Below are 23,749 nucleotides of genomic sequence, written 5' to 3'. Positions count from 1 at the left end.
AATGAAAATTTTAACATTGATATTAGTATCAAGTATGACTTTTGCTGCATCAGTAGCGAATTCAAAAAAAGAAGTAAAAAAGGCATCATCTTTTGATACAAAAGAAGAGGTTATTGAAAACCCAACGCTTAAGACTTTATCGGGCTCTTTAAAAAGGTGGTCATTTTATTCAACATTCGCTTATAAAGGCGGAGCGATAAATGATCTAACAAGTGCTGAAAGACCAAATATTAAAAATGCGCAAGGGACACCGTCTCTTTCAAATATCTCTGGTGTATTTGGAGCAAAGTATCGATTAACTAAATCTGACAATATTTCTCTGCAGGCCGGTATGTATATGGCAACTCCATTTCATTCCAATCACACGGCCTCAACTTCAACTATTCAAAAAGAATTTGATGATAATTCACAAGAATTAGATATTGATAATCCTGTACTCTCATACTTTAAAACTTATAATCTTGGTGAATTACAAAATGTATCATTTGTTAAATACCAACATGTAACTCGTGGTACTGAAAAAGATTATGGGTATCAAGGTGCTGCTGCTTTTTCTCAGGCCATGGCCTATCGAATAGCTAAATTTGCCTATATCGCTGCATCAGCAACTTTTACACAATACTTTTTTAATAAATCAAAAACAAAGTATATGGGTTTTGATATGTCATTACTACCATATCAAACAGAGAGAACTTACCAGCTCAGTTTATCGACAGAAATGTACCTGAGAAGAAATATTTCAATTCGACTTATCTCTGACATTTATTCTCGTTATCAAATGAGAAGAGAGAGTGAAATGGAAAAACGAGTATTACAACAGACTATCGCAGGAACTTATTTCTTTAATCGTGATATTTCTATAGCGCCAAATATTCGTTTTATCGCAGAGGATATTCGAGCTGATCGAACGAATGTAGGTTTGACATTAAATATGAATTTATAAGAAAAGGGCCACATGAATGGCCCTTTTTTTATTTTTCTGTAATTTCGTAATCATCATGACCTGGAATATCTTCTGGGTCTGGGGCCACAAAATCAACACCCAAGTGTAAGATCCTTGTTCCTGCTTCGCAGTTAGGCCTTACATTCTTACCAATGACAATTCCATTCTTATTAGCGCAGATAACTTCTTTAACTTGTCCAAAGACATCATATACCTTAGCGATGACTTGTCCTTTTTTAATACGATCAGTTAATTTTGGTAGTACATCAACAATTCCACCTTTCGTAGAATATATCCAGTATGAATGATCGCAAATCGTTGCATCTGTTACCATATCGTGAACTTCACCTTCGATCATATTATAATAACGGAGTGTGTTTCTGATACCTTCAAGGGTTTCATCAATTAACGTATGTTGAAATGCATTTGGATTTCCAATTTCAACTGTAATAGCTGGAATACCTTGGTCATTTGCCCAAGCTCGAAGTGTTCCACTTTCATCGTATTTTTGAACAATAATTTGTGGATTTTGTAGGAAGGCCAATGTTCTAGTTTCTTCATTTTCAAGATCAGCTCTAATATAGAGACTGTTTACACGGCCATGACTTGCAGTGTGAAGATCTAATAAGTAGTCAAACTTTGAAATAATCTTACTCGTAAAATAATGAGCATAGATATTACTTGTATTACCACCTAATTTTCCTGGCATGATTCGATTTAGGTCAACACCGTCAATAAAAGCGCGTTGATTATTTAAGTAGCCTGGAACGTTACTTATAGGAACCATGATTAATGTTCCCTTAACTTTTTTTGGATCTAATTCTTCAATTAATTTAAAAATTGTGGAGATACCATTTAATTCATTACCATGTACGGCCGCAGTAATTCCAAATACCGGCCCGTCTTCAACTCCTCTGATGATAACGATTGGAATTCTCCACGGTACGCCCATGGAGTTGTCTGAAAGAAGAATTTGAAGTCTGTGAACTTCTCCCAGCTCATAGCTATTAATATCAATTTCTTCAGTTGCCTTTATAATTCGTATATCGTTCATTTTTTTTCCTAGAACATAATTTCATTAAATAATGACTCATCATTATCAAGTGTTTTAAATAACTTCTTCTTAAATCCGCCTTTCTTGTTTGATAGATGCTGTGCCATTTTATCAATAGCGACGATTGTTAGTACTGTTTGAATATAAGCTTCAATTAGGTCATCTGTACCAATACCAAGTGAGTTAAAATCCTTTCTATCCATAAGCATTAGTCTAGATGTATCAGAATCCCATTGGTTTTCACCTGTTTTAACAGAAAGGTTTGTCCCTAAAACATCCCAACTATTTTTTGGGTACTCTGCTTCTAGCGGCTTTCTCGCTCGACGCGCATAAACTGCACAAGGCATGAAACCTTTTGAAGGTGAGTTGTAGACCATAAGCCTTAAGTCAGCAATATAGATATTTCCTTTTTTATTAGGAACAGTTCCAATGTGAAAGAACTTACCATGCTCACTCGTCGAACTCCATTCATAGTGGCCAATTAAGCTTTGTACAATGAATTGATCATATGGATAATCCATTTGCATAAAAGCATCTAATTCATCTTGATTTGTTACAGTAAAAACTCCTTGTCCGGCATTTGAATAAGGAATTTTAATAACGGCCTTACCTCCAAACTTCTGTACCCATAGTGGAACGGCAAGCTTGTTAACATCTTTGATTGTCTCAGGCATATTGATTCGAAGACCTGACTCGGCAAGCTCCGAATTATAAAGTTCATACGCTTTATTTGCTAAGAGTTTATTACGTCCACCAGCTAAGCATACTCGAGTTGAGTTATAAATAAATGTTTTAGTCGTTGCAGGAATTCTATTCCATGGCTTCTGGGTAACATAGCGAAATGCTGCTCTAATTGGAATGATCTCACCAGTTTCAAGCTTAAGTTGCATTACACCATCTTCAAAAGTAATGAATTGCTCTTCACCATGAAAGTGGGGAATTAGATAAACATCTTCTCCAGTTAAGTCAGCGATTGTCGATGCATAACCAGAAGTTTCCATATAGTTCTTATCGTAAATAACTGCAAGAGAGCCTTTTGGAAGTCGCTTCTTTCTTTTCTTTAATGCTGGGATAAATGAATTTTCAATTAAAAACTTATAGCCACGGTGTTCATCAGCATCAGTACGAGGTGGCATTGACTTTTGTCCTGAAGGACATGAGTTTGTTTCAAGGATTACCATACGGCGGTTACCTGCTTCTGTCGTAACATAGAAGAGGTCTGAACCTCCCCAAAAGAAATGCTGAGTTTCGTATGAAAGTATATCTCTTAATGTATCAGTACATATTTGAGGATTTAGGTGACTATACCTTTTAATAATCCTTTCATGATCTAAATTTAAAAAATTACTCACTAGTGGATGTAGTTGTGAGTTTAGTGCTTTCGGATAAAAGTGATCTTCTTGTTCAAAGTTATCAGGTCTAATACGTTCAACCTTTCTTAGTGTTACTGTTTTTGTAGTCAAAATTACTCCAATTCAAAAATAAATTATGTGACATCATTATAGTCTTAAATTGAAAGACAGCGAAAACCTATTTTTATATTTCATAAAAATTAATTTAACCTGATGTGTAAATGTTGAGGGAAATACTTGGCAAATAAAAAAGGCCACAACAATGTGTGGCCTTAATCGATATAAATCACGAGTAAGTTTTAGCGAACTAACGCTGACTCATTTCACTAGTTGTCTCTGTTATTAAATCGACCTTTTTAAGGTCTGAAACAATATTTTCAGCGACTTTGTATAGCCCTGGCTTTTCAATACGGGCCGCTTTTTGTACTTCTGTCACAACTTCTTGAAGCGGACTTCTTCCATCGAGGTGATCCCAAATGAAAGCAGCTAAAAAACTCACTTCATAGCGCTTACCTTGTGGATTAATCAGAATAGGTGTTGTATCGTTGCTCTGTCGCTGTATACTTCCTCTTTTTATAAACATTAATACCTCCATGTTTTCTACATCATACGTCACATATATTTTTATTCAAATGCCCCTATGTCATGTTTGGTAAAACCTAATACGCAACTTACTGACTTTAGGTTATCCTTAATTTGTGGCATCTTCTTATTAAACCAAGATAAGGGGAATTAATGAGACTCCGTAAAGAGCTGCAGGGTGTCAAGCGCATCGTTGTGAAGGTCGGAAGTAACGTAATAACAAAGAAAAACGGTAACTTAGATACGAGAAGATTGAGAAAATTAGTTGAGGATATTTCTGAATTAATTGACTCAGGTATTGAGGTTGTTCTGGTAAGTTCAGGTGCCGTTAGTGTTGGAAAGTCATTTTTGAAGAAACATCTACCACGAAAGGGGCAGATTGATCTTCAACATTCAGCAAGTGCCATTGGCCAGCCAAAATTAATTAATACTTACTCAAGATTATTTGAAGAGAACGAAAAGCTTTGTTCACAGATTTTATTGACTCACGATGACTTTAGAAATCGTAAGAGAAATCTACATGCTAAGCAGAATATTAATGTTCTTCTTAAAAACAATATTACACCAATCTTGAATGAGAATGATTCAATCTCTTTTACTGAGATTGCTCTGGGTGACAATGATCATCTCGCTGCTCAGACCGCGCAAATGATTAACGCTGATGCATTATTAATGATTACATCAACTAATGGTCTTTATGACAAAGACCCAGGTTATCCTGATGCTAAGAGAATTGCAGAAGTTCCATTTGGAAGTGACGTTCTCGATTCGGTTAACTTTCAAGGTAAAACAGCTGTCGGTAAAGGTGGGATGGAGTCAAAAGTTCATGCTGTAACAAAGATTACACCACTTGGGATTAAGGCAATTATCAGCTCTCTTGATGCTGATCGCATTATTCTTGATCCACTGACTAAGGATCTTGGGACATATTTTGCTCCTAAGAATGCTTATGATCCTGAAGAGAGAAAGGCGTGGCTATTATCGATGAAGAAGCCAAATTGCTACATCGAAGTTGATCGCGGTGCTTATAAGGCCCTTAAGAAGAGTAAGTCACTTCTTCCTAAAGGTATTATTGATGTTTACGGAGAATTCTATAAGGGAGACTGCGTGGATATTATCTGTGATGGAGAAGTATTCGCTTCAGGTGTTTGTGAATATGGAAATACTGAAGTTGAACAGATTAAAGGACGCCATAGTGATGAGATTGAAGACTTAATTGGATTTAGAACATCTATTGAAGTCATTCATACGATTAATTTAATTTTAGAACACGATATAATAAAGGAAAATAAAAATGAAAGAATTAGCTAAAACAGTTAGAAAAGCTTCAAAGCAACTATTAAAGCTTAATAAAGAAACAAAAGATTTAATCTTTGATGACCTAATTAAAGGACTAGACTCAAATCGTAAACTTATTCTTGAAAAGAATCAGCTCGATCTTGATGAAGCTTTTAAGAACGATTTAAATAAAGCAATGGTTGATCGTCTTAAGTTATCTGATGAGAGAATTGATGACATTATCAAAGGTGTAAAGACAATCAAGGATCAACCTGAAATTGTCGGTAGCTTCTATGATGAATTTACAAATGACTTAGGACTTAGAGTAAAGAAACAAAGAGTACCAATTGGTGTAATTCTTATGATTTTTGAAAGTAGACCAAACGTCGTTGTCGATTGTGCTGCTCTTGCTCTTAAGTCTTCAAATGCCATTATTTTAAAAGGTGGTAAAGAAGCGAAACATTCAAATGAGATTCTTGGTCAAATTATTCAGGATTCAATTTCAAAGTATGTTGATAAGAATGTAGTCTCAGTATTAGCATCAGATAGTCGTGAACAATTAAACGGTCTTCTTTCTCTTAAAGAAGAAATTGATGTAGTTGTACCACGTGGTGGTCATGGACTGATTAATCATATTTTTGAAAATGCTAAGATGCCTGTTATTGCTCACTATCAAGGGCTATGTCATATGTATATTGATAGCGATGCTGATATTGAAAAGGCCGTAAATCTTGTTGAGAATGCAAAGACACAAAGAACTGGTGTTTGTAATGCGATTGAAACATTACTAATCCATAAAGATATTTTACCAAAAGTTAATGATCAAATTGCTAAGCGTTTACTTGCAAAAGGAACTGAGCTTAGAGTTGACGAAAAGTTTTCTCAAGCAACAAAGGGAGATTTTGTTGCAGCTAAAGATGAAGATTGGTCGACAGAATATTTAGATAATATTCTTTCAATCAAAACAGTTGATAGTTTAGATGAAGCGATTTCACATATTGATGAGTTTGGTAGTAACCACTCTGAGTGTATTGTTTCAAATAACCAAGAAAATTGTGAAACGTTCTTACGTAGTGTTGATGCAAGTTGTGTGATGGTAAATGCTTCTACTAGATTTAATGACGGTGGACAGCTTGGACTAGGTGCTGAACTTGGTATTTCAACGACTAAACTACACGCTTACGGGCCAATGGGTGTTGAGCAGATGACAACATCTCGTTATGTAATCGTAGGTGATGGTCAGATTAGAAGCTAGGAGATTTCAATGAAGAAGATTGCAGTAATTGGCTGTGGAAACATGGCCGGCGCGGTAGTACGCGCAATGAATGATAGTAATAAAGAAGGAATTGAGTTTCTAACATTTACTCCAAGCAAAACAAGAGCAATAGAACTTGCTAAGGAAGTTGGGGGAAGCGTATTAGAAAACTTAGAAGATGTAGCAAAAGCTGACTACATTATGGTTGGTTGTAAACCACAGCAGTTTTCTGAGTTGGCCAAAATGCTAGAAGGTGTTGATTTAAGTGAGAAGGTGATTATTTCGATTATGGCCGGAATCGGTCAATTGAAAGTAAGTGAACTTCTAAGCGCACCTAAGGTTATACGCTTAATGCCGAGTTTACCTATGGAACACGGAGAAGGAATTTGTCTTCTTCACTATTCTCCAGCTGTTGAAGATAGTGAAAAAGACTTTCTTAGTACAATTCTAAAGAAGAACTCAATGTTATTTGAACTTGAAAATGAAGATGCTTTTGATCAGGTAACAGTCGTCTCTGCATCTGGCCCTGCATATATTTATTATTTCATGGCCGCAATGGAGAAAACCCTAGGAGAGTGGGGCGTCAAAAAAGAAGATCAAAGAGCTCTAGTTGCTCAACTATTTAGAGGAAGTGCCAAGAGTGCACTTCAAAAGTCTGATATGGATCTGGAAGATATGATTGGCCAGGTGACATCGAAGAAAGGTGTGACGATTGAGGCAATCGACAGATTTCGTCGAGATGAGTTAAGTAGTGGAATTCAGGCAGGTTTAGAGCAAGCAGCTAATCGCTCATTCGAAATTAAGAAATCGCTATAACCAATATATTAGGTATAACCTAATTAGTGGGGTAAGCAATTCTTAATAAATCCAGACAGTGTTAAGGTAGGTATATGAATAATAAAAAAACAGAAAAGTTAGTACAATTAGTTAGTTATGGTGCACTTGAACAGGATCAAAAACCTGCACACCGCGCACCAAAAAGAAAAACTGGTAATGACGAAGGACACGGGAAGGCGCTCAGGCCTTTAGGTTTCGTTCGTAGAAGCCTAATTGAAGATGAGGATAATTGCCTCTCAGTCCTTTAAAAAAGTAAATATTTTTAAATTGATAATTTTTATTAATAAACAAGAGTTCTTTTCTTGCCCGCAATAACTGTGATTGTGGGTTTTATAGACTAAGTACAAGTCGAAAAAGAAAAGGGCTCAAAAAGAAAGGATTGCTAAATGATTGTTTACAGTTTCCTCTTTTTTTTACTCCTGTTCACATTGATTGGAGTTTCTTCAAGTTTTAAAAGTAAGAAAAACAACTCAGATTATCTCCTAGCAGGACATAACACTCCTCCTTGGATGGCCGCTCTTTCAGCGGTTGCCACAAACAACAGTGGTTACATGTTCATTGGTTTAATTGGTTATACTTACACCAGCGGGATTCAGTCTTCATGGATTATGATTGGTTGGATTGTTGGTGACTACATCATGAGTATGTTTGTTCATAAGAAGCTAAGAGAAGTAACAGAAGCCGAAGATTTATTAAGTTTCGGTGGGGTATTATCAAGATGGCAACGAGGAACAAGCTTTAAAAAACTTAGATTCATTGCGGGTCTAATCACGTTTATTTTCTTAGGTGTTTATGCTGCTGCCCAATTTAAGGCCGGTTCAAAAGCACTACATGTTCTTTTTGGATGGGACTATAGTACTGGTGCAATTATTGGTGCCATTATTGTTTTCGCTTACTGTCTATCAGGTGGTATTAGGGCCTCAATTTGGACCGATGCTGCTCAGTCTTTCGTTATGATTGTCGCTATGGGGATGCTCTTTGTAGTAGGTGTTAACGAAGTTGGTGGTTATGGACAATACGTTGATAAGCTAAATGCAGTTTCACCTGGTTATTTAAGTTTCATGCCTACTGGCCTTGAAGTTGGCGGCGCCTCTGGTGTCTTCCTCTTTATCCTTGGATGGGTATTTGCAGGATTTGGTGTAATTGGCCAGCCACATATTATGATTCGTTTCATGACTATTGATGATACGAAACACATGAATAAAACAAGAATGTATTACTATGCATGGTTCATCGCATTTACTGTTATGACTATTGGAGCAGGGCTTACAGCTAGATTACTTCTGCCAAATTCAGCTAACTTTGATGCTGAACTTGCTCTTCCAATGATGAGTCAAATGCTTCTTCCTGAGATTTTAATTGGTGTTGTTCTAGCTGGTATTTTTGCAGCAACAATGTCGACAGCTGACTCTCAGGTACTAAGTTGTTCAGCGGCATTTACGAGAGATTTAATGCCAAAGAAATCAGATAATGTTTATTTAACAAAATTAGCGACAGCATTAACAACAATTATTGCATTAGTTGTTGCGCTATATGGAAGTAAGAACGTATTTGAATTAGTTCTTCTTTCTTGGTCGATTCTAGCAGCTTGTTTTGGACCTCTACTCTTTGTTTATGCAATGAAGAAGCAGGTTTCAGAGTTTACAGGAATTGCCATGATGGTAATTGGTGGTGCTACGACAGTTATTTGGATGGTACAAGGCCTTGGTGGAATCATTTATGAAGTTGCACCAGGAATTGTTATGGGTCTAATAACTTACCTAGTTCTGTCACAGACGAAGTTCAATGATATAATTTCATCTAACAAGGTGAAAGACGCCAGAACTCAGCAAGCGGCAGAATTTGGAAATGATGGATCTCAAGAATTTAGTAGTTAGTTATTTATATCCTATTACAGTTACCCTCCTATTTTTAGGAGGGTATTTCTTTGTTCTTTTAAATATTAAAAGAGTAGAGAGAAAGAAATTAAGAGGCATCAAGAGAAGAGATATCATTGATGCCGTTGAGACAGATTCTCCGGTTGATGATCAGGAGAAGGAATTAAAGTCACAGGGAGCTGAAGGTATTGAAGGCCGCTTCTCGTTTATGACAAGAGCACTTCCAATACTAATTTTTATTCTTTGGTCGATTTTTGTTTCAATTCCTTATCTTGGAAAGATTCCAACAGTCTATGTCTCATTGATTGCAGCAATTGTTTCAGTTATTGCCGGTTTTTCTCTAAGACCATTTTTAGAGAACCTCTTTGCTGGAGTTATTATATCTTTCTTCAAGTCTATTAAGATTGGAGATACAGTAACGATAGATGATAACTACGGGATTATAGAAGAGATCGGACTAACTTATTCAGTTGTAAAAAAATGGAATTGGATTCGTGTTGTTATTCCAAATTCAAAACTTCTACAAAAAGAAATTTTGAATTACACGATTAATGACAGCTTTGTTTGGACCCATATTTCATTTTTCATTGCTCCTGGAACGGACCTTGAAAGGGTGAAAGAGATAGGGACAATGGCAGCAAAGAAATCATCGTATTATTGCGATGTTGAGGACCCAACAATGTGGGTGATGAATTTAGAAAAAGATGCTGTTGAATGTTGGTTGGCCGCTTGGGCGGAAAACCCATCAGAAGCATGGGAGCTTAGAAACGATATGAGAACAATGCTTTATGCAGAGTTTCAAAGAGAAGGTATCGATTTCCACAAGTTTAATATTAGTAAGCAAGAAAGGTAGTTATTATGTTTAAAAAATTATTTCAAAACTTTATTGAACGCACGACAAAAATTGTCTTATTCGTTCTAAACCAAGTTTTCCCAATTTCTTCTAATTCTTAGAAGCTTAAAAAATCAAAAGAATTGATTATTTTTAGTTAGTTAGGACCTAGTCTTAGGTTTTTGCTAATTTATGTTCAACTTGTTAAGCTAGGAGACGAATTTAATGATTAGGGGTATAAGCTTGGAGAAACTCAAGGACATTAATTGGAACCACCTATATTGCTTCTATGAAGTAGCAAAGGTCCAGTCTTTAAAAAAAGGCGCACAAATTATTGGAACCTCGTCTCCAACACTAAGTGAACAACTTAAACGCCTCGAAAATAAATTCAATATGAAGCTCTTTAATCGTAGCTCAAAAGGCCTAACTCTTACTCAAGAAGGGATGCAATTATTTGAGCGCACTAAGGGGATCTTTGAAGAGGGAAGTAAACTTCTTGAACATTTCTCGGAAGATGTTGTTGGTGGTTACCCTGTTTCTATCGGAATAGAAGAAACAATTTCTCACGACTTAGCGACAGAGTTCGCTTCTCAATATTGGGACCTCTACACTCAATACGGTACCGTTAATACACTTCGCCAAGTTGGACATGATATTCTCGTTGATAACCTGTTACAAGGTTATATTGACTGGGGAATTTCTCTAAGAAAGCCGAAAAGAAAAAGCTTAGAAGTTGCTGAAATTGGCTCATTCGAGCTTGTATTCTGCTGTTCAAAAGATCTCTATGGAAAGTTCCGTGATCACAAGGACCTACTAGTTAATATTCCATTTGCCGAAAGTAATTGGGATAAGACTCTTAATAAAGTTATTTATCAGCATCTTAGAAAGAATGGAATTGTTCCAAAGGAAAAGGTCTATAGCGATCATTTGGACTTTGTTCATAAGCTATGTGCCCGTGGCCGTTGTGTTATGTTCTTACCAAAGAATCCACTAGAGGATTATGAAGGTATTAAGACATTTCGCGTAGGTGAGCCAATTAGAATGTCTTTATATGCGATTTGGAAGAAGTCTGATGAAGGACTTATCTCAATTAGAAAACTTGAAGAGTTAATTCAGGCGAAGCTTTCTAATGTTCCTGAGCGTTATGAAGATGTTGATCTTCAGATTGAAGTCTCAGACGTCTCAGATGAGCTACTGAAGTAAACTTGAGGGTTTTGGTTTTGTCTAATTAGGCCAATACTGCATTCCTTTTGTCATTTATTTCATCGTAGAATTTCTCTATGAAAACTAAAATGTCAAAATCAATTAATACTTTAATAATCTTATCAACACTATCAATCATCATTAGCTGTGGACAGTCTCCAAAGCGCGTTGAAAGTAATGATATCAATAATGGTAGTAATACTATTTCTTATGAATACGACGATGATATTCGCCATGAGATGGAGTTATATCAGAATAAGCATGTAAAAAAATGGATCACTTATTTTGCCTCCAAAGACCGCGAAAGGTTTCAGCGCTTCATTGAAAGAGGGATGTATTATAAAGAAGTAATTCAAACAGTTCTTGAAGAAGAGGAGCTACCTTATCAGCTATATTATCTTCCTCTAATTGAAAGTGGATTTAATCAAAGAGCATTGTCACATGCTGGGGCGGTTGGACCTTGGCAATTTATTAAGGGAACTGGCCGTCGCTATGGTTTAGCAGTCAATCGCGTAGTTGATGAAAGACATGATCCAATTCATAGTACTGAAGCGGCCACAAAGTATTTAAAAGATTTATATAATGTCTTCAATTCTTGGGAGCTTGCAATTGCAGCTTATAATTGCGGTGAAATTAGAGTTCTTCGTGCCATTATGAAAGGAAGGACAAGAAATTTTTGGGAGCTCGTTGATCGTAAACTTCTTCCAAGAGAGACGAGAAATTATGTTCCAAAGTTTTTGGCCGCTGCCTATGTTGGAGAAAACTTGGAAGAGTTTGGCTTTGATACAAATGCAATTGCTGAAGTCGAAAAATATCCTGACTTAAAGCTTATTGAAGTACCTGGCGGTGTAAGGCTAGCTGAAGTAGCCAAGCACTTTGAAGTTGATCGTAAAGAGTTAGAAAGAATTAATCCTGCTTTAAAATATAAACGAACACCTAATTGGATTAGAAGTTATGCTGTTTGGCTTCCTCGAAATGACTATACAAACGTAGAAGAAATTCAAAAGAAGCTTTCTTCAAATCGTCAGTGGGGAAAATTAAACTCATTTCCAACTCGCTACAAAGTTAGAAGAGGGGACTCTCTAATTCGTATTGCTAGAAAGTATAAGATCTCTTTAAAAAGATTAAAAAGAATAAATGGAATTAAAGGAAGTCGCATTTATCCGGGACAAAAACTAACTCTACGCTTAGATGAGTACAAGGGTGTCGTTGGGAAGAAAGTATACTTTGTTAAGAAGAATGACTTCTTAGGAAAGATTGCAAGACGTCATGGATTATCTGTGTCCTATCTTAGACGCTTAAATGGTTTATACTCTAACCGAATTTATATAGGGCAAAAACTTGATGTAACAAAAGGTGTCCGTACATTTCGTTATCGCGTTAAAAGAGGAGATAGCCTCTCTCGCATTGCAAGACTATATAACACGACGGCGAGGGAAATTAGAAGACGTAACTCATTATCTTCAAATAACCTCTTTATAGGTCAGATGTTGCGCATCTAAATATTTGCTATTGTTGAAAAAAAACGAGACATTTTTTAAAGCTTCCTGATAAGATTTGTCTGATGTTACGTTACGCCAGACTTACATTACTAATTGCATTCTTTGCAAGCTTCTTAGCTGCAACGATTCATACCCACGATGACTCTCATGAAATATCAAATATCCATGATAGTTGTAGCGTGTGTCTTCATGGAAAAAGAATCAGCTGTCTTGATTCTCCTGATCTTGAATCAACTTTAATTGTAAGTGCGACTGATGTTGAAGTTGCTGGTCCATTTATCACATCTGATGAACCACTTTTCTATTTAGATTTAACTTCTATCACTCTTCGCGGTCCCCCTAGTCTTATTTCATAATCCCATTTAATTTAAATTTTTATTTATTATTTATGAAATAACAAAGAGGTTACTTTGAAGAATTATATTATTACATCACTTTTAACACTTGGTGCTCTTAGTGCATCAGCTCAATCAACATCATTATCAGACACATCCAGAGGAAACGGCTTTAATCCATCAATTGGCCTAAATGCACTAACTCTTTATAAGAACTCTGCTCGTGATAATGATCATGACGGCTTCCAGTTACAAGAAGCAGAAATTCAATTTAGTGCAGATGTTGATGCATACTTTAGAGCAGAAGCAACTTTTGCAATTCACCCTGAACATGAAGAAGAGGAAGAAGCTGGACATGAAGGCCATGGGTATGCTTTTGAACCAGAAGAGATCTTTGCTGAAACGATTTCAATTCCTGATGTGACGGTTAAAATTGGTAAGTTCTATACTCAATTTGGTAAGTACAATATGGTTCATACGCACGCACAGCCATTTATTTATCGTGGTGTCGTTCAAGAGTATATGTTTGGTGAAGAAGGTCTAAATGAAGTTGGAGTTGGCGTTTCAACAATGCTTCCACTTCCATGGTTTAGTGACCTTACAGTTCAGTTCATTCAACCATCAAATGAAGAATTATTTCATGAGGATCCACACTCAATTGCAACAGTTGCAAACTTGAAAAACCTTTGGGACTTATCTGAGTCTCTAACATTAGAGTGGGGGCTTTCTGGTCTATACTATAATCACAGAAGCTTACCAACTGAATTAAGAAACCGTACGACTGTTCTTGGTTCAGACCTTACTTTTAAGTGGAAACCAGTTAAGAAAGGAAAGTACTCTTCATTTGTTTGGTCGACAGAATTCATTCACAAGGATATTCAAGGTGAAAATGAGTTAAAGAACGGTGGTGTTTCAACATTCTTCCGCTATCACTTAGCACAACGTTGGTATGCACAAGCTCAGTATGAATTCCTAGGTCTATTTGCTGATGAGAGCCTAACAGATACAAATGTTTATACTGGTCTAATTGCTTTTGTTCCTACTGAATTCTCGTCTCTAAGAGTACAATACGATGATATTCATGATGGTGAAGATCGCCCTGAAAAAAGAGTCTCTCTCCAGCTAAGCTTTAGTATTGGTGCCCATCCGGCCCATGTATACTAGGGGATAGAAGATGAAGAGATTATTGATTTATTTGGTGTTGAGTTTATTCTCAATAGCAAGTCTCGCTCAAGTACGAGTAGTGACGACAACGACTAATTTAGCTGATGTTGTAGAAAAAATAGGTGGAGAGAGTGTTTCGGTACTCTCTCTTGCTAAAGGGACTCAAGATCCACATTTCTTAGAAGCTAAGCCTAGCTATACTTTTAAATTAGCAAAAGCTGATCTTCTCGTTAATATTGGTGCAGGTCTTGAAAGTGGATGGCTTCCTTTAATTATTAGAGGAAGTCGAAACCCTAGTATTAGAGATGGCCAAAGAGGACGTCTTGAAGCAGCAGATATTGTCTCATTAAAGCAAGAGCATAAGGGAGAGATTAGTCGAGCTCAAGGTGATGTTCACCCTGAAGGAAATCCTCACTTTATGCTTTCTCCAACTAAGGCCCTTGAGGTTGCAAAGGCGATTAAGGATAAGCTTTCTCTTATTGATTCAAAAAATACATCTCGCTATGAAGAAAATTTCAAGCGCTTTGAGAATCAAATGAAGAGCAAGATCAAAGAGCTAAAAAGTGTAATTAAGAGTGGGACTCATATTATCACTTATCACAGAACTTTAACTTACTATTTAGATGAGTTTGGTATTCATATTAAAAATGTTCTTGAGCCTAAACCTGGAATTCCTCCAACAGCTTCTCATATCATTAAAGTGATAAAAGAGATGAAAGAAGAAGGGATTAGAACTATTGTCGTTGAAAATTACTTCGATTCTAGTGTGGCAAAACGAATTAAAACGAGCATTAAAGATGTTAAAATTAATATCGTTCCAGTAGCCGTAAATGGAAATGATAAGGCAAAAGATATTTTCTCTCTATATGATGAATTAGCTAAAGCTTTAAAGGAATAAATATGGAAATCATCTCGTTCTTAGCAGCTCCTTTTGTTATGTGTTTAATCCTGGTGGGGATTCACTGCTATTTAGGATTACATGTGCTTAAGCGCGGGGTGATTTTTGTTGATCTTTCATTAGCTCAAGTTGCGAGTCTTGGATCAACTGTCGCATTACTTTTTCATTTAGATCACCATAGTTCACTTAATTACTTTATATCCCTTGGCTTCACGTTTGTAGCAGCAGGATATTTTGCATGGGCAAAGAAGTATGAAAAGTATATTTCGCAAGAAGTTCTAATTGCCCTTGTATATGCTTTTGCTTCATCTGCTGTTCTTTTAGTTGTTAATATGATGGCCCATGGAGCTGAACATATAAAAGAAATCCTTGTTGGAAAAATCCTTTGGGTAACATGGATGGATGTTCTAAAGACAGGGGGGATCTATTCAATTGTTGCTTTAATTCATTATATTTTTAGAAAACAAATAATAGCAGCTAGTATGGAAAAGTCAGACTCATCTAGCTTCTGGGACTTTGTGTTCTTCTCTCTATTTGGTGTTGTGATAACATCCTCAGTTGGGATTGCAGGTATTTTACTTGTCTTCTCATTTCTTGTGGTACCAGCTCTTTTAAGCAGCAATCTTGTAAGCTCTCTAAAAGGACAACTTCTTTTAGGTTGGATCATAGGAACGATACTTAGCTTTATTGGTATGACCTTGAGTTATGTTCTTGATCTTCCTGCTGGAGCAATCATCGTTGTGGTATTTACAGTTCTTCCAATCTTTGTACTACCGTTTATATTACGAAAAAAGATCGCTACTTAATTTGAATCTTTAACATAATTTAGTTTCGAGACTTTAAACTCATGTCGAAGAGCCTTCTAATAATGCTTTTAGGAGGCCTTATGAAAATATCATATTTATTTTTTTTAGTTGTATTTCTTTTAAATTTCTTTATTCCAAATGATGCCCTTGCTGTAAAAAACGAAGGGCTAGACAGTATTGTCACAGGTATTGATGTTAATGGTAATGAGTCAAGTTGTTTGCGTATGGTACAGCCTCTTTATTGTTCGATGGAAATTCAAGTAGGTGATTTGCATGGACTAGACTGTCGTTCAAGAGGATTTAAGGCCGTTCAATGTGGATGCCACAATTTTGTTTGCGTTGAATATGAAACAGAGACAGTTGTTGGTGTTGATCGCCAGGGAATGAAAAGATCTTGTCGCCCTATGAAGGAAGGAGCATCTTGTACAGAAATTTTTACTGAAGATGAGGCATTCGCTGAGCGATGTCAGGAAAAAGGTGGAGTAGCCGTTGCATGTGGATGTCATGATTATATTTGTGTGAAAAATTAACCTATCTTAAATTCTCATATTGTTTTATTAGAGAGATAACTTTCTTTATCAAATATAAATTACATCTCACTGAGAAAGGGAAAACAAGGATGATTATGGAAGCATTACAAAATGAATTAAAAACGGGAAAGGTTAAATTTTTTAATGAAGCAAAAGGTTTTGGATTTATTAAGCCAGATACAGGAGACGGGGACTTATTTGTTCATATTTCTGCTGTCGAATCAGGTAACAAACTAGCTAATGATGACAAAGTGACATATATGATTGGAGAAGGAAGAAGAGGCCCATGTGCAATGAAAGTTAAGAAGGCTTAACTTTCTTTTTCAATTAAACTTGATGTGAGAAAAGAGGGGCATTGGCCCCTTTTTTTTATTTATTTTCTTTAATATCTTTACAAGACCAATCAAAAGAGTGAACTCCATGTTCTGGAACTCTAGCAAATGTCCAAATATTACCATTAATCCCTGGGGCAACATGATCTAGGCGAAAACGAAAGTTTCCTGTCGTAAACGATTCTACTTTCTTGTTGTATTTAGGAATATAATTTACCTTCTTTATAAAAGAATACTCATTATTTTGATTTAGATCATCGACGAATACTTCAACTTCGTGAAACGGAGTATTTCGACCAAATCGCGACTCATAAATTATTGCATCAGTAACTTTCGAGCTCATGTCATAATTTACGCAATGGTATAGCTCTTTTCTTTTAGGTGTAAGACCTGCCAATGTATTTAGTGATACAAAAATAAGTGCGCTTAAGATTATCGATTTCATAAATTCTCCTTTGGGGTAGCTTTAATTTTAAGGGCAATTCGAATTTAAGTGAAATTAACTTATCTAAGAAAATATTTCTTCCGATTTTCTAACAAAGTATTTCATTGAGGAGGTATTTATGGAATTCTTAGAGCTTATTTTACTGATTATGTCGGCCTATTATATTTGGCGTAGGCCTCAATTTCAAAAAAGGGCAGAAAATCTTTTAATTGGAGCTACTTTTATTATGTTCTTTGTTTGGTTTGTAGCGACTAAGCATATGATCCTTCCTCCAGGAAATTACTAATGTCAGGCAAAACTGAGCGCTTTTACAATATTGTCTCTCTTGCAACGATTGCTCTGGTTGTTCTTCCTATTGGTATCGCAAGTATTGTTCTAGGTTTCGGATTTGGCGATAATCCTTGTATTCTTTGTTGGCAAGAAAGAGCTGTTATGATGTTTATCAGTTTGACGACACTCTTTATTTTGCGCTACGGCCTAAGACCAAAGTACTTGGCCTTACTTATTTTCTACTGTGCAATTGGAATCTTTATGTCCTTACGCCATACTGGCGGTCATTTTTTAAGAGATATTGGACAGGGCTTTGCACTTGAGATTCTAGGATTCCATACATACAGTTGGGGTATTTTTATTTATTGGATGATTTTTATATGCTTGGCCATCATTCTTGGCTTCTTTGGAGGTAACCTTGTTGATAACGAGGACGGAGAAGTACGATACCTTACTAAGCTGCAGGGAAGTGCTTTTGTTATCTTTTTCATCGTTCTTGGAATTAACTCCATACAAGCGATTACACAAGTTGGGCCACCGCCATTTATTGGACAAAGTGATCCAATACGTTTCTCATGGACTCCAAAAGATTGGAAATGGTCGACACAGTCGTGGGCAAATCTTATGCGTCCTATGAGTTTACGTGGTAAGTATCATGTTGAAAAACCTGTTGTTAAGACTCAGGCCAAAAGAGATATTGCTATGTTTGAAAGTGGTGATGAGTTAATTAAAGTTAAGGAAGTAAAACTTCCTGAAACGATCATTGGTAATATTACAGACATTGATTATCATCCAAAATCGAAATTATTTGCTCTTGTTACAGATCAATTCTACATTTATATCCTCGATGATAAATTAAGTGATATAAAAGCTTACGTCCACCTGGATAATCTCTTTAGTATCGAAATAAAGACTCTCACAGCAGTTTCCTTTATTGATCGTAATCGATTGATGGTTACGGGAATTAATAAGAGTTATGTCATTTTAAAATTGGATAAAGAGGCTAAGTTAAAGAATCAATATGCGACTTTTAAAGATGGTACTGATGGAATTTTAGAAACCAGACGAGGACGGTTTTCAACAGTACGCTCTAAATATGCATATATTCAAAGTTTAACCTTTGATCGCGAAACAAATGAATTTGTGACCTTAAGTGTTCCTAATAAGAAATTCAATAAGATCATTGCGACAAGATTTTCTTCTATAGACTATATGCTTAGTAGTGAAAAGGAAGTCTTTACTAATGAAAGTGAATTTCAGCCTCATGTGACGAGTTTGAAAATCTATGATTCCATTGCCTATGGGCTTGCTCCTGATAATAGAGAAATCATTATTTCAGATAATAATTTCTCTTCTTTTACTGGATCCATTCTCTTGCCTGTTAATGGTGACTACAGGGGAGTGGTTATCTTTGAAAAAGATCAATTCATTATTATTGATGGCAATATCGCAAGCTACTTTATTAATTAGAACTAAGTGCTTTTATGATCTCTTCATTTTTTGTACGATCTTTGTAATTAATATGGATATCACTATAAGTAATCTTATCTCCATCTATAACAAATACTGCAGGATGGGCCACCATATGATGTGTTTCTCCAGAGTCTGCTTCTACATCAATTTGATATGATTGTTTGTATTTCTTTACGAGTTCATCATCAATTTTATTCACAATATTAAAGGCCAATAAACTTTGTGCTTTAGGATCACTAATAACATCGAAAGTGAATTTATTTTTATCTTTCATTTTCTTTGCAACTGCAGCTCGATCGACACTTATAACTAAGATTTGAGAGTTCTTGTCGGTTTTACTCATAACTTCTGATTGCACACTCTTTAATTGCTTTATGCAGTACGGGCACCATGAACCACGATAGAAAATCAGAGCGGTCTTTTTATCTAAATTATCTAATTGATATTCTTTTCCTGTGATAGATTTTAGAGCTAAATTTGGGACCTTCTCACCGGCCTTTAGACCTATTTCAGATGCAAAACAACTTAAAGACAGTAATAAAATGATTATATATTTCATTTTTTCTCCATTTTCTTCCCTTGAGCTAGACGGACAAAGGGAAATTCTATATTGTTGCCCTGTGAAAAAATCATTCTTTCAATTCACATTCCTTGAGCTACAAGAGTTATTGAGTTCTAAAGGCTTAAATTCGTCTGGCGCAAACCTTCTTTACAATTGGTACTATAAGAAGAAAAACGCATATAGCAAAGAAATCCAAGATATTGCGAAATCAACTTTAAGTTTTATCAATGAAAACTTAAGTTTTTCTTTGCCTAAGGTCGCAATGGTTCAAGAGGCCAACGATCGTACCGTTAAATTTCTCTTTGAATTAGAAGATGGTAATAAAGTTGAAAGTGTTCTTATCCCATTTCATAAGAAGTATTCGATCTGTCTGTCTTCTCAGGTTGGCTGTGCGATGAAATGCTCTTTTTGCTTTACTGGTAAGCAGGGCCTAAAAAGAAACCTAAAGGCCTATGAGATTATAGGTCAGTTTCTAGCGGCATGGCATTGGCTTAAAGAGAATCGCCCTGGAGAAGAGCGCATCTTAAATATTGTCTTCATGGGACAAGGTGAGCCTCTACATAATTTTGATGAAGTGAAAAAAGCATGTGATATTTTTACTTCACAATATGGAACTTCAATTGGCCATCAAAAAATTACCATATCAACAAGTGGATATATACCAGGTTTAAAAAGGTGGAAGGATGAAATACCTGGAGTTAATCTGGCCTTATCTCTACATTCTGCATTTGATGAGATTCGAAATGAACTTATCCCAATAAATCAGCGCTATCCATTAGAAGAAGTTCTCAAGTACATTGATAATATCCCATTAAGATATAAGCAATTTGTTACTTATGAATATTTATTAATAAAGGACTTAAATGATGGAGAAGGGGATGCAAGAGCGCTAGGGAACTTGCTTCAAAATAGAAGGGCCCTTATTAACCTGATTCCGTTCAATGAATTTCCTGGAACACAATACAAGCGTCCGAAAGAAGATAATATTCTTAATTTCAAAGAAATCCTCGATACTTACTCTATTCCAACTCTTGTTCGTACAACCAAAGGTGATGATGTCTTGGCCGCATGTGGTCAGCTCAATACCAAATGATCTAATTTTAGTACAAAATCTTAAAATATATGTACTTTTAATAGGACGGAATTCCCACTATTCTTTTAGTAAATAAAAGGAGTCGAAATGGGACGTTTAGTAGATGGAAAATGGATAAAAACCTCAATCATAACAAGTGATGATGATGGTGCTTACGATCGTATTCCTCGATCATTTAGAGATACGATTTCAAAAGATCACGACACTTTTAAGCCTGAGTCTGGCCGCTATCATCTCTATGTAAGCTACGCTTGTCCTTGGGCCCATCGAACTTTAATTTATCGAAAGCTCAAGGGGCTTGAAGAGCATATCAGTGTAAGTGTTGTCTCTCCAGATATGTTAGATATGGGATGGACTTTTGAAACTAATATTTCAGGGGCCACTGGAGATGACCTATATGGCCTAAATTACCTGCAAGAGATTTATACTAAAGCTGATCCAGAAGTGAGCACTAGTGTTACTGTTCCAGTCTTATGGGATAAGAAGACACAGAGAATCGTAAATAATGAATCATCTGAGATTATTCGTATTTTTAATAAAGAATTTAATGAGCTAACAGGTAATACTGATGATTACTATCCTAAAGAGCTAGCTAGTGAAATCGATGAGCTAAATGATTTTATTTATCCAAATATAAATAACGGAGTTTATCGTAGTGGCTTTGCAAAGAAGCAAGAAGCTTATGAATCCGCTGTTACTAGTTTGTTTGATGCTTTAGATAAAGTTGAAGAGAAGTTAGAAGGAAATCGTTTTCTCTTAGGAGAAAGGTTAACCGAAGCAGACCTTCGTTTGGTTCCAACTCTTCTTCGTTTTGATTGCGTTTATGTGACCCACTTCAAATGTAATCTTAAACGAATAAAAGATTACAAAAATTTATCTCGTTATCTCAAGGAACTTTATGAGATGAAGGCGATAAGTGAAACAACGAATTTTGAACATATTAAAAGACATTATTTTTATAGCCATGAGGATATTAATCCATATCGAATTGTCGCTCTTGGCCCTTTGGAAATTATATAGGTGATATTATGAGCAAAAAAGAATTAGCATATATTATTGATCCACCTCCTAAACACTGGGTTGGTAACGGCTTTCATGTCCACACAATGTTTCATCCTGGACATAATCTTTATAAATATACGACACCATTTCTTATGATGGACTTTGCTGCTCCTAAGAAATTTGCTCCAACAAAAGCAAAACGTGGAGTCGGTGAACATCCCCATCGAGGATTTGAGACCGTTACGTTTGCTTTTGGTGGAGAAGTCGAGCACAGAGACTCAAGTGGTGGCGGAGGAGTCATTGGAAAAGGTGATGTCCAGTGGATGACTGCTGCAAGTGGTGTTGTACATGAAGAATTTCATTCTCAGAAGTTTAGTGAAGAGGGTGGCGTTTTTGAAATGGTACAGCTATGGGTAAATCTTCCAAGCGAGTACAAAATGACGTCGCCAAGATATCAAGGCGTAAAAGGAGAAACTTTTCCAAGGATTCATCATGCTCAAGGAGTTGAACTAAAATTAGTTTCAGGAAATTATTTAGGAGAAGTGGGTCCTTGTAAAACGTTTTCTCCAATAAATCTTATTCAAACAGATATGGAAGAAGGTTCTAACTTCTCGCTTTCTTTAGAAGATAAAACAAACTTACTTGTTCTCGTTAGGAAGGGAAGTGTTTCTTTAAATGGTAATGAAGTTAACGAACATCAATTAGCAATTTTTCATAGGGATGGCCAAGAGGTTGAGGTATCGAGTAAAGTGGGGGCAGAGCTTTTAATAATGAATGCCGTTCCAATTGATGAGCCTGTCTTTTCACACGGCCCTTTTGTTATGAGTACAAAAGAAGAAATTATTCAAGCTTTTGAAGATTACCAATCAGGCAAAATGGGACACCTCAGTTAATGGATTTTCCTTCTCAAGATATTGAAGCAACTCAAAAGAAAATAAGTCAGAAAGAATTTATTGCATTAATGGCCGCACTGATGTCATTTGCGGCCTTGGCTATTGATTCGATGTTACCGGCCCTAAACTTAATTGGAGAAAGCTTAGGTGTCGTTAATCCCAATGATAACCAAATGGTCATTTCATTTATATTTATCGGGATGGGAATTGGGCAATTATTATTTGGGCCAATCTCTGATGCCATCGGTAGAAAGCCTTCAATGTATATTGGTATAGGAACTTTCTTCTTTGGTTGTATAATATCTTATAGTGCAACAACATTTAATCTAATGTTGTTAGGAAGACTTATACAAGGTTTAGGGGCAGCATCAGCTAAGATTATTTCAACAGCGATGGTAAGAGATCGTTTCTCTGGAAATGTCATGGCAAAGACGATGTCTTTAATTATGATCATATTTGTCCTCGTTCCAGCGCTTGCGCCAACTCTAGGCCAATTAATTCTAAGCTTTGGAGGATGGCGAGATATATTTCTCTTTATGATCTTCTTGGCGATCATTAATTTCGCTTGGTTCAGTACGAGACAAGAAGAAACATTAATTGAAGAGTATCGCAGACCTCTTTCTTTTTCTAAGATTAAAGAAGCAACTCTAGAAACCGTTAAGCACCCTGCTACTGTTTGTTACACTCTAGCAGCTGGTTTAATATTTGGTGCATTTATAGGCTACTTAAATTCATCCCAACAAATTTTACAATTAAAATATGGACTCGGTGATAAATTTCCAATTGCTTTTGGTGTTTTAGCATTGGCCATTGGACTATCTTCATTTTTAAATTCAAAACTTGTTGAAGAAATGGGGATGAGAAAGCTTTGTGAAACAGCTCTTACAGTTCTTACTATTGTCGCAATTATATTTAATATTATTGTTTACTTCACAAATGGAAATCCATCGTTTTATTTATTCTATGGTTTTTTGCTTCTTTGTTTATTCAACTTCGGTCTACTTTTTGGGAACTTCAGTGCTTTGGCCCTCGAGCCTATGGGGCATATTGCCGGAACAGCAAACTCTGTTATAAGCTCTGTCCAGATTCTTATTTCAGCTCTTATTGGTTCCACTATTGGGCAATTGTATAATGAAACGGTAACGCCTATCGCAATAGGCTTCTTAGTGTGTAGCATGCTATCTCTTTTCATCGTAAAAAAAGTAAAATAGATAGACGATTAAAGTAAAAT

Annotated in this window: 26 protein-coding genes; 21 read left to right on the top strand and 5 right to left on the bottom strand. The window is 36.0% G+C overall.

All coding sequences use genetic code 11. The annotated features are described in order from the left end of the window. The first annotated feature begins 1 nt into the window (after position 1). Positions 2 to 943 (top strand): hypothetical protein, encoded by a 942-nt coding sequence (locus ACN5L8_RS05075; RefSeq protein ID WP_419172470.1) that lies wholly within the window; start codon positions 2 to 4, stop codon positions 941 to 943. A 28-nt stretch (positions 944 to 971) separates the two neighbouring features. On the opposite strand, the gene ACN5L8_RS05070 is transcribed toward ACN5L8_RS05075, so the two are convergent. The 3 genes from ACN5L8_RS05070 to ACN5L8_RS05060 all read right to left on the bottom strand — a co-directional run bounded on the left by ACN5L8_RS05070 (position 972) and on the right by ACN5L8_RS05060 (position 3,932). Continuing rightward, positions 972 to 1,997: a succinylglutamate desuccinylase/aspartoacylase family protein gene (locus ACN5L8_RS05070; protein ID WP_334679120.1), complete on the bottom strand. Its 1,026-nt coding sequence runs from the start codon at positions 1,995 to 1,997 to the stop codon at positions 972 to 974. Positions 1,998 to 2,005: 8 nt separating this feature from the next. Further along, complete coding sequence (locus ACN5L8_RS05065) at positions 2,006 to 3,460, bottom strand: hypothetical protein (protein ID WP_419172469.1); 1,455 nt, start codon at positions 3,458 to 3,460, stop codon at positions 2,006 to 2,008. 196 nt (positions 3,461 to 3,656) lie between these two features. After that, entirely contained in the window at positions 3,657 to 3,932 is a 276-nt protein-coding gene (locus ACN5L8_RS05060; protein WP_162929553.1) for a PqqD family protein, read from the bottom strand. Between the two features lie 152 nt (positions 3,933 to 4,084). On the opposite strand from ACN5L8_RS05060, the gene proB reads away from it, so the two are divergent. The 14 genes from proB to ACN5L8_RS04990 all read left to right on the top strand — a co-directional run bounded on the left by proB (position 4,085) and on the right by ACN5L8_RS04990 (position 16,762). Continuing rightward, positions 4,085 to 5,242 carry a glutamate 5-kinase gene (gene proB / locus ACN5L8_RS05055; protein ID WP_115360931.1) on the top strand — a complete coding sequence of 386 codons (1,158 nt, stop codon included), beginning with the start codon at positions 4,085 to 4,087 and terminating at the stop codon, positions 5,240 to 5,242. Then, entirely contained in the window at positions 5,226 to 6,464 is a 1,239-nt protein-coding gene (locus tag ACN5L8_RS05050; RefSeq protein ID WP_419172468.1) for a glutamate-5-semialdehyde dehydrogenase, read from the top strand. Before proB ends, ACN5L8_RS05050 begins: the two co-directional genes overlap by 17 nt. A 9-nt stretch (positions 6,465 to 6,473) precedes the next feature. Next, the gene (locus ACN5L8_RS05045; RefSeq protein WP_419172467.1) at positions 6,474 to 7,280 is read left to right on the top strand and encodes a pyrroline-5-carboxylate reductase family protein; all 807 of its coding nucleotides are present in this window, start codon (positions 6,474 to 6,476) and stop codon (positions 7,278 to 7,280) included. Between the two features lie 74 nt (positions 7,281 to 7,354). Beyond that, positions 7,355 to 7,549: a hypothetical protein gene (locus ACN5L8_RS05040; protein ID WP_115360925.1), complete on the top strand. Its 195-nt coding sequence runs from the start codon at positions 7,355 to 7,357 to the stop codon at positions 7,547 to 7,549. Positions 7,550 to 7,687: 138 nt separating this feature from the next. Beyond that, entirely contained in the window at positions 7,688 to 9,178 is a 1,491-nt protein-coding gene (locus ACN5L8_RS05035) for a sodium/proline symporter (protein WP_115360924.1), read from the top strand. Next, entirely contained in the window at positions 9,150 to 10,031 is an 882-nt protein-coding gene (locus ACN5L8_RS05030; protein WP_334679123.1) for a mechanosensitive ion channel family protein, read from the top strand. Before ACN5L8_RS05035 ends, ACN5L8_RS05030 begins: the two co-directional genes overlap by 29 nt. Before the next feature lie 222 nt (positions 10,032 to 10,253). After that, entirely contained in the window at positions 10,254 to 11,213 is a 960-nt protein-coding gene (locus ACN5L8_RS05025; RefSeq protein ID WP_158536829.1) for a LysR family transcriptional regulator, read from the top strand. A gap of 77 nt (positions 11,214 to 11,290) precedes the next feature. Beyond that, complete coding sequence (locus ACN5L8_RS05020) at positions 11,291 to 12,715, top strand: lytic transglycosylase domain-containing protein (RefSeq protein ID WP_115360918.1); 1,425 nt, start codon at positions 11,291 to 11,293, stop codon at positions 12,713 to 12,715. A gap of 62 nt (positions 12,716 to 12,777) precedes the next feature. Continuing rightward, positions 12,778 to 13,071: a hypothetical protein gene (locus tag ACN5L8_RS05015; RefSeq protein ID WP_115360916.1), complete on the top strand. Its 294-nt coding sequence runs from the start codon at positions 12,778 to 12,780 to the stop codon at positions 13,069 to 13,071. Positions 13,072 to 13,125: 54 nt separating this feature from the next. Beyond that, positions 13,126 to 14,214 carry a hypothetical protein gene (locus tag ACN5L8_RS05010; RefSeq protein ID WP_419172466.1) on the top strand — a complete coding sequence of 363 codons (1,089 nt, stop codon included), beginning with the start codon at positions 13,126 to 13,128 and terminating at the stop codon, positions 14,212 to 14,214. 10 nt (positions 14,215 to 14,224) lie between these two features. Beyond that, a complete protein-coding gene (locus ACN5L8_RS05005; protein WP_419172465.1) occupies positions 14,225 to 15,112 on the top strand; it encodes a metal ABC transporter substrate-binding protein in 888 nt (295 codons plus the stop codon). A gap of 2 nt (positions 15,113 to 15,114) precedes the next feature. Beyond that, positions 15,115 to 15,918, top strand: coding sequence for a metal ABC transporter permease (locus ACN5L8_RS05000; RefSeq protein ID WP_120404464.1), 804 nt, complete (start codon positions 15,115 to 15,117; stop codon positions 15,916 to 15,918). 80 nt (positions 15,919 to 15,998) lie between these two features. After that, a complete protein-coding gene (locus tag ACN5L8_RS04995) occupies positions 15,999 to 16,448 on the top strand; it encodes a hypothetical protein (RefSeq protein ID WP_120404465.1) in 450 nt (149 codons plus the stop codon). A 95-nt stretch (positions 16,449 to 16,543) separates the two neighbouring features. Next, a complete protein-coding gene (locus tag ACN5L8_RS04990; RefSeq protein ID WP_120404466.1) occupies positions 16,544 to 16,762 on the top strand; it encodes a cold-shock protein in 219 nt (72 codons plus the stop codon). A 55-nt stretch (positions 16,763 to 16,817) separates the two neighbouring features. On the opposite strand, the gene ACN5L8_RS04985 is transcribed toward ACN5L8_RS04990, so the two are convergent. Next, positions 16,818 to 17,225, bottom strand: a complete 408-nt coding sequence (locus ACN5L8_RS04985) for a hypothetical protein (RefSeq protein ID WP_120404467.1) — start codon at positions 17,223 to 17,225, stop codon at positions 16,818 to 16,820. A gap of 118 nt (positions 17,226 to 17,343) precedes the next feature. Here ACN5L8_RS04985 and ACN5L8_RS04980 point away from each other — a divergent pair, with 118 nt between their 5' ends. Next, positions 17,344 to 17,511 carry a hypothetical protein gene (locus ACN5L8_RS04980; RefSeq protein WP_162929554.1) on the top strand — a complete coding sequence of 56 codons (168 nt, stop codon included), beginning with the start codon at positions 17,344 to 17,346 and terminating at the stop codon, positions 17,509 to 17,511. Next, positions 17,511 to 18,965 carry a disulfide bond formation protein B gene (locus tag ACN5L8_RS04975; protein ID WP_419172464.1) on the top strand — a complete coding sequence of 485 codons (1,455 nt, stop codon included), beginning with the start codon at positions 17,511 to 17,513 and terminating at the stop codon, positions 18,963 to 18,965. The genes ACN5L8_RS04980 and ACN5L8_RS04975 overlap by 1 nt, the downstream gene beginning before the upstream one ends. Here ACN5L8_RS04975 and ACN5L8_RS04970 read toward each other — a convergent pair. Further along, on the bottom strand, positions 18,958 to 19,527 hold the full coding sequence (locus ACN5L8_RS04970; RefSeq protein ID WP_419172463.1) for a peroxiredoxin family protein: 570 nt from the start codon (positions 19,525 to 19,527) through the stop codon (positions 18,958 to 18,960). The two genes, ACN5L8_RS04975 and ACN5L8_RS04970, sit on opposite strands and share 8 nt — an antisense overlap. A 61-nt stretch (positions 19,528 to 19,588) precedes the next feature. On the opposite strand from ACN5L8_RS04970, the gene rlmN reads away from it, so the two are divergent. The 4 genes from rlmN to ACN5L8_RS04950 all read left to right on the top strand — a co-directional run bounded on the left by rlmN (position 19,589) and on the right by ACN5L8_RS04950 (position 23,729). Next, positions 19,589 to 20,623: a 23S rRNA (adenine(2503)-C(2))-methyltransferase RlmN gene (gene rlmN / locus ACN5L8_RS04965; protein WP_419172462.1), complete on the top strand. Its 1,035-nt coding sequence runs from the start codon at positions 19,589 to 19,591 to the stop codon at positions 20,621 to 20,623. Positions 20,624 to 20,710: 87 nt separating this feature from the next. Beyond that, the gene (locus tag ACN5L8_RS04960; RefSeq protein WP_419172461.1) at positions 20,711 to 21,643 is read left to right on the top strand and encodes a glutathione S-transferase family protein; all 933 of its coding nucleotides are present in this window, start codon (positions 20,711 to 20,713) and stop codon (positions 21,641 to 21,643) included. Positions 21,644 to 21,651: 8 nt separating this feature from the next. Then, positions 21,652 to 22,518, top strand: coding sequence for a pirin family protein (locus ACN5L8_RS04955; RefSeq protein ID WP_419172460.1), 867 nt, complete (start codon positions 21,652 to 21,654; stop codon positions 22,516 to 22,518). Then, positions 22,518 to 23,729 carry a multidrug effflux MFS transporter gene (locus ACN5L8_RS04950; RefSeq protein ID WP_419172459.1) on the top strand — a complete coding sequence of 404 codons (1,212 nt, stop codon included), beginning with the start codon at positions 22,518 to 22,520 and terminating at the stop codon, positions 23,727 to 23,729. The genes ACN5L8_RS04955 and ACN5L8_RS04950 overlap by 1 nt, the downstream gene beginning before the upstream one ends. Positions 23,730 to 23,749: the final 20 nt, after the last annotated feature.

Origin of the sequence: Halobacteriovorax sp., from assembly GCF_048381875.1 — a bacterium.
Taxonomy (GTDB): Bacteria; Bdellovibrionota; Bacteriovoracia; order Bacteriovoracales; family Bacteriovoracaceae; genus Halobacteriovorax_A; species Halobacteriovorax_A vibrionivorans.
Note: the sequence above shows the minus strand (reverse complement) of the source record. Positions and strands in the feature narration are given on the sequence as shown.

What these genes read in the sequence shown, in the direction of transcription:
- ACN5L8_RS05050 (WP_419172468.1), top strand. Translation starts at nt 5,226, where the DNA reads ATGAAAGAATTAGCTAAAACAGTTAGAAAAGCTTCAAAGCAACTATTA.
- ACN5L8_RS05045 (WP_419172467.1), top strand. Translation starts at nt 6,474, where the DNA reads ATGAAGAAGATTGCAGTAATTGGCTGTGGAAACATGGCCGGCGCGGTA.
- ACN5L8_RS05035 (WP_115360924.1), top strand. Translation starts at nt 7,688, where the DNA reads ATGATTGTTTACAGTTTCCTCTTTTTTTTACTCCTGTTCACATTGATT.
- ACN5L8_RS04990 (WP_120404466.1), top strand. Translation starts at nt 16,544, where the DNA reads ATGGAAGCATTACAAAATGAATTAAAAACGGGAAAGGTTAAATTTTTT.
- ACN5L8_RS05070 (WP_334679120.1), bottom strand. Translation starts at nt 1,997, where the DNA reads ATGAACGATATACGAATTATAAAGGCAACTGAAGAAATTGATATTAAT.
- ACN5L8_RS04950 (WP_419172459.1), top strand. Translation starts at nt 22,518, where the DNA reads ATGGATTTTCCTTCTCAAGATATTGAAGCAACTCAAAAGAAAATAAGT.
- ACN5L8_RS04955 (WP_419172460.1), top strand. Translation starts at nt 21,652, where the DNA reads ATGAGCAAAAAAGAATTAGCATATATTATTGATCCACCTCCTAAACAC.
- ACN5L8_RS05075 (WP_419172470.1), top strand. Translation starts at nt 2, where the DNA reads ATGAAAATTTTAACATTGATATTAGTATCAAGTATGACTTTTGCTGCA.
- ACN5L8_RS04985 (WP_120404467.1), bottom strand. Translation starts at nt 17,225, where the DNA reads ATGAAATCGATAATCTTAAGCGCACTTATTTTTGTATCACTAAATACA.
- ACN5L8_RS05060 (WP_162929553.1), bottom strand. Translation starts at nt 3,932, where the DNA reads ATGTTTATAAAAAGAGGAAGTATACAGCGACAGAGCAACGATACAACA.
- proB (WP_115360931.1), top strand. Translation starts at nt 4,085, where the DNA reads ATGAGACTCCGTAAAGAGCTGCAGGGTGTCAAGCGCATCGTTGTGAAG.
- ACN5L8_RS05015 (WP_115360916.1), top strand. Translation starts at nt 12,778, where the DNA reads ATGTTACGTTACGCCAGACTTACATTACTAATTGCATTCTTTGCAAGC.
- ACN5L8_RS04995 (WP_120404465.1), top strand. Translation starts at nt 15,999, where the DNA reads ATGAAAATATCATATTTATTTTTTTTAGTTGTATTTCTTTTAAATTTC.
- ACN5L8_RS05030 (WP_334679123.1), top strand. Translation starts at nt 9,150, where the DNA reads ATGATGGATCTCAAGAATTTAGTAGTTAGTTATTTATATCCTATTACA.
- ACN5L8_RS05040 (WP_115360925.1), top strand. Translation starts at nt 7,355, where the DNA reads ATGAATAATAAAAAAACAGAAAAGTTAGTACAATTAGTTAGTTATGGT.
- ACN5L8_RS04960 (WP_419172461.1), top strand. Translation starts at nt 20,711, where the DNA reads ATGGGACGTTTAGTAGATGGAAAATGGATAAAAACCTCAATCATAACA.
- ACN5L8_RS05000 (WP_120404464.1), top strand. Translation starts at nt 15,115, where the DNA reads ATGGAAATCATCTCGTTCTTAGCAGCTCCTTTTGTTATGTGTTTAATC.
- ACN5L8_RS04975 (WP_419172464.1), top strand. Translation starts at nt 17,511, where the DNA reads ATGTCAGGCAAAACTGAGCGCTTTTACAATATTGTCTCTCTTGCAACG.
- ACN5L8_RS04980 (WP_162929554.1), top strand. Translation starts at nt 17,344, where the DNA reads ATGGAATTCTTAGAGCTTATTTTACTGATTATGTCGGCCTATTATATT.
- ACN5L8_RS05005 (WP_419172465.1), top strand. Translation starts at nt 14,225, where the DNA reads ATGAAGAGATTATTGATTTATTTGGTGTTGAGTTTATTCTCAATAGCA.
- ACN5L8_RS05020 (WP_115360918.1), top strand. Translation starts at nt 11,291, where the DNA reads ATGAAAACTAAAATGTCAAAATCAATTAATACTTTAATAATCTTATCA.
- ACN5L8_RS04970 (WP_419172463.1), bottom strand. Translation starts at nt 19,527, where the DNA reads ATGAAATATATAATCATTTTATTACTGTCTTTAAGTTGTTTTGCATCT.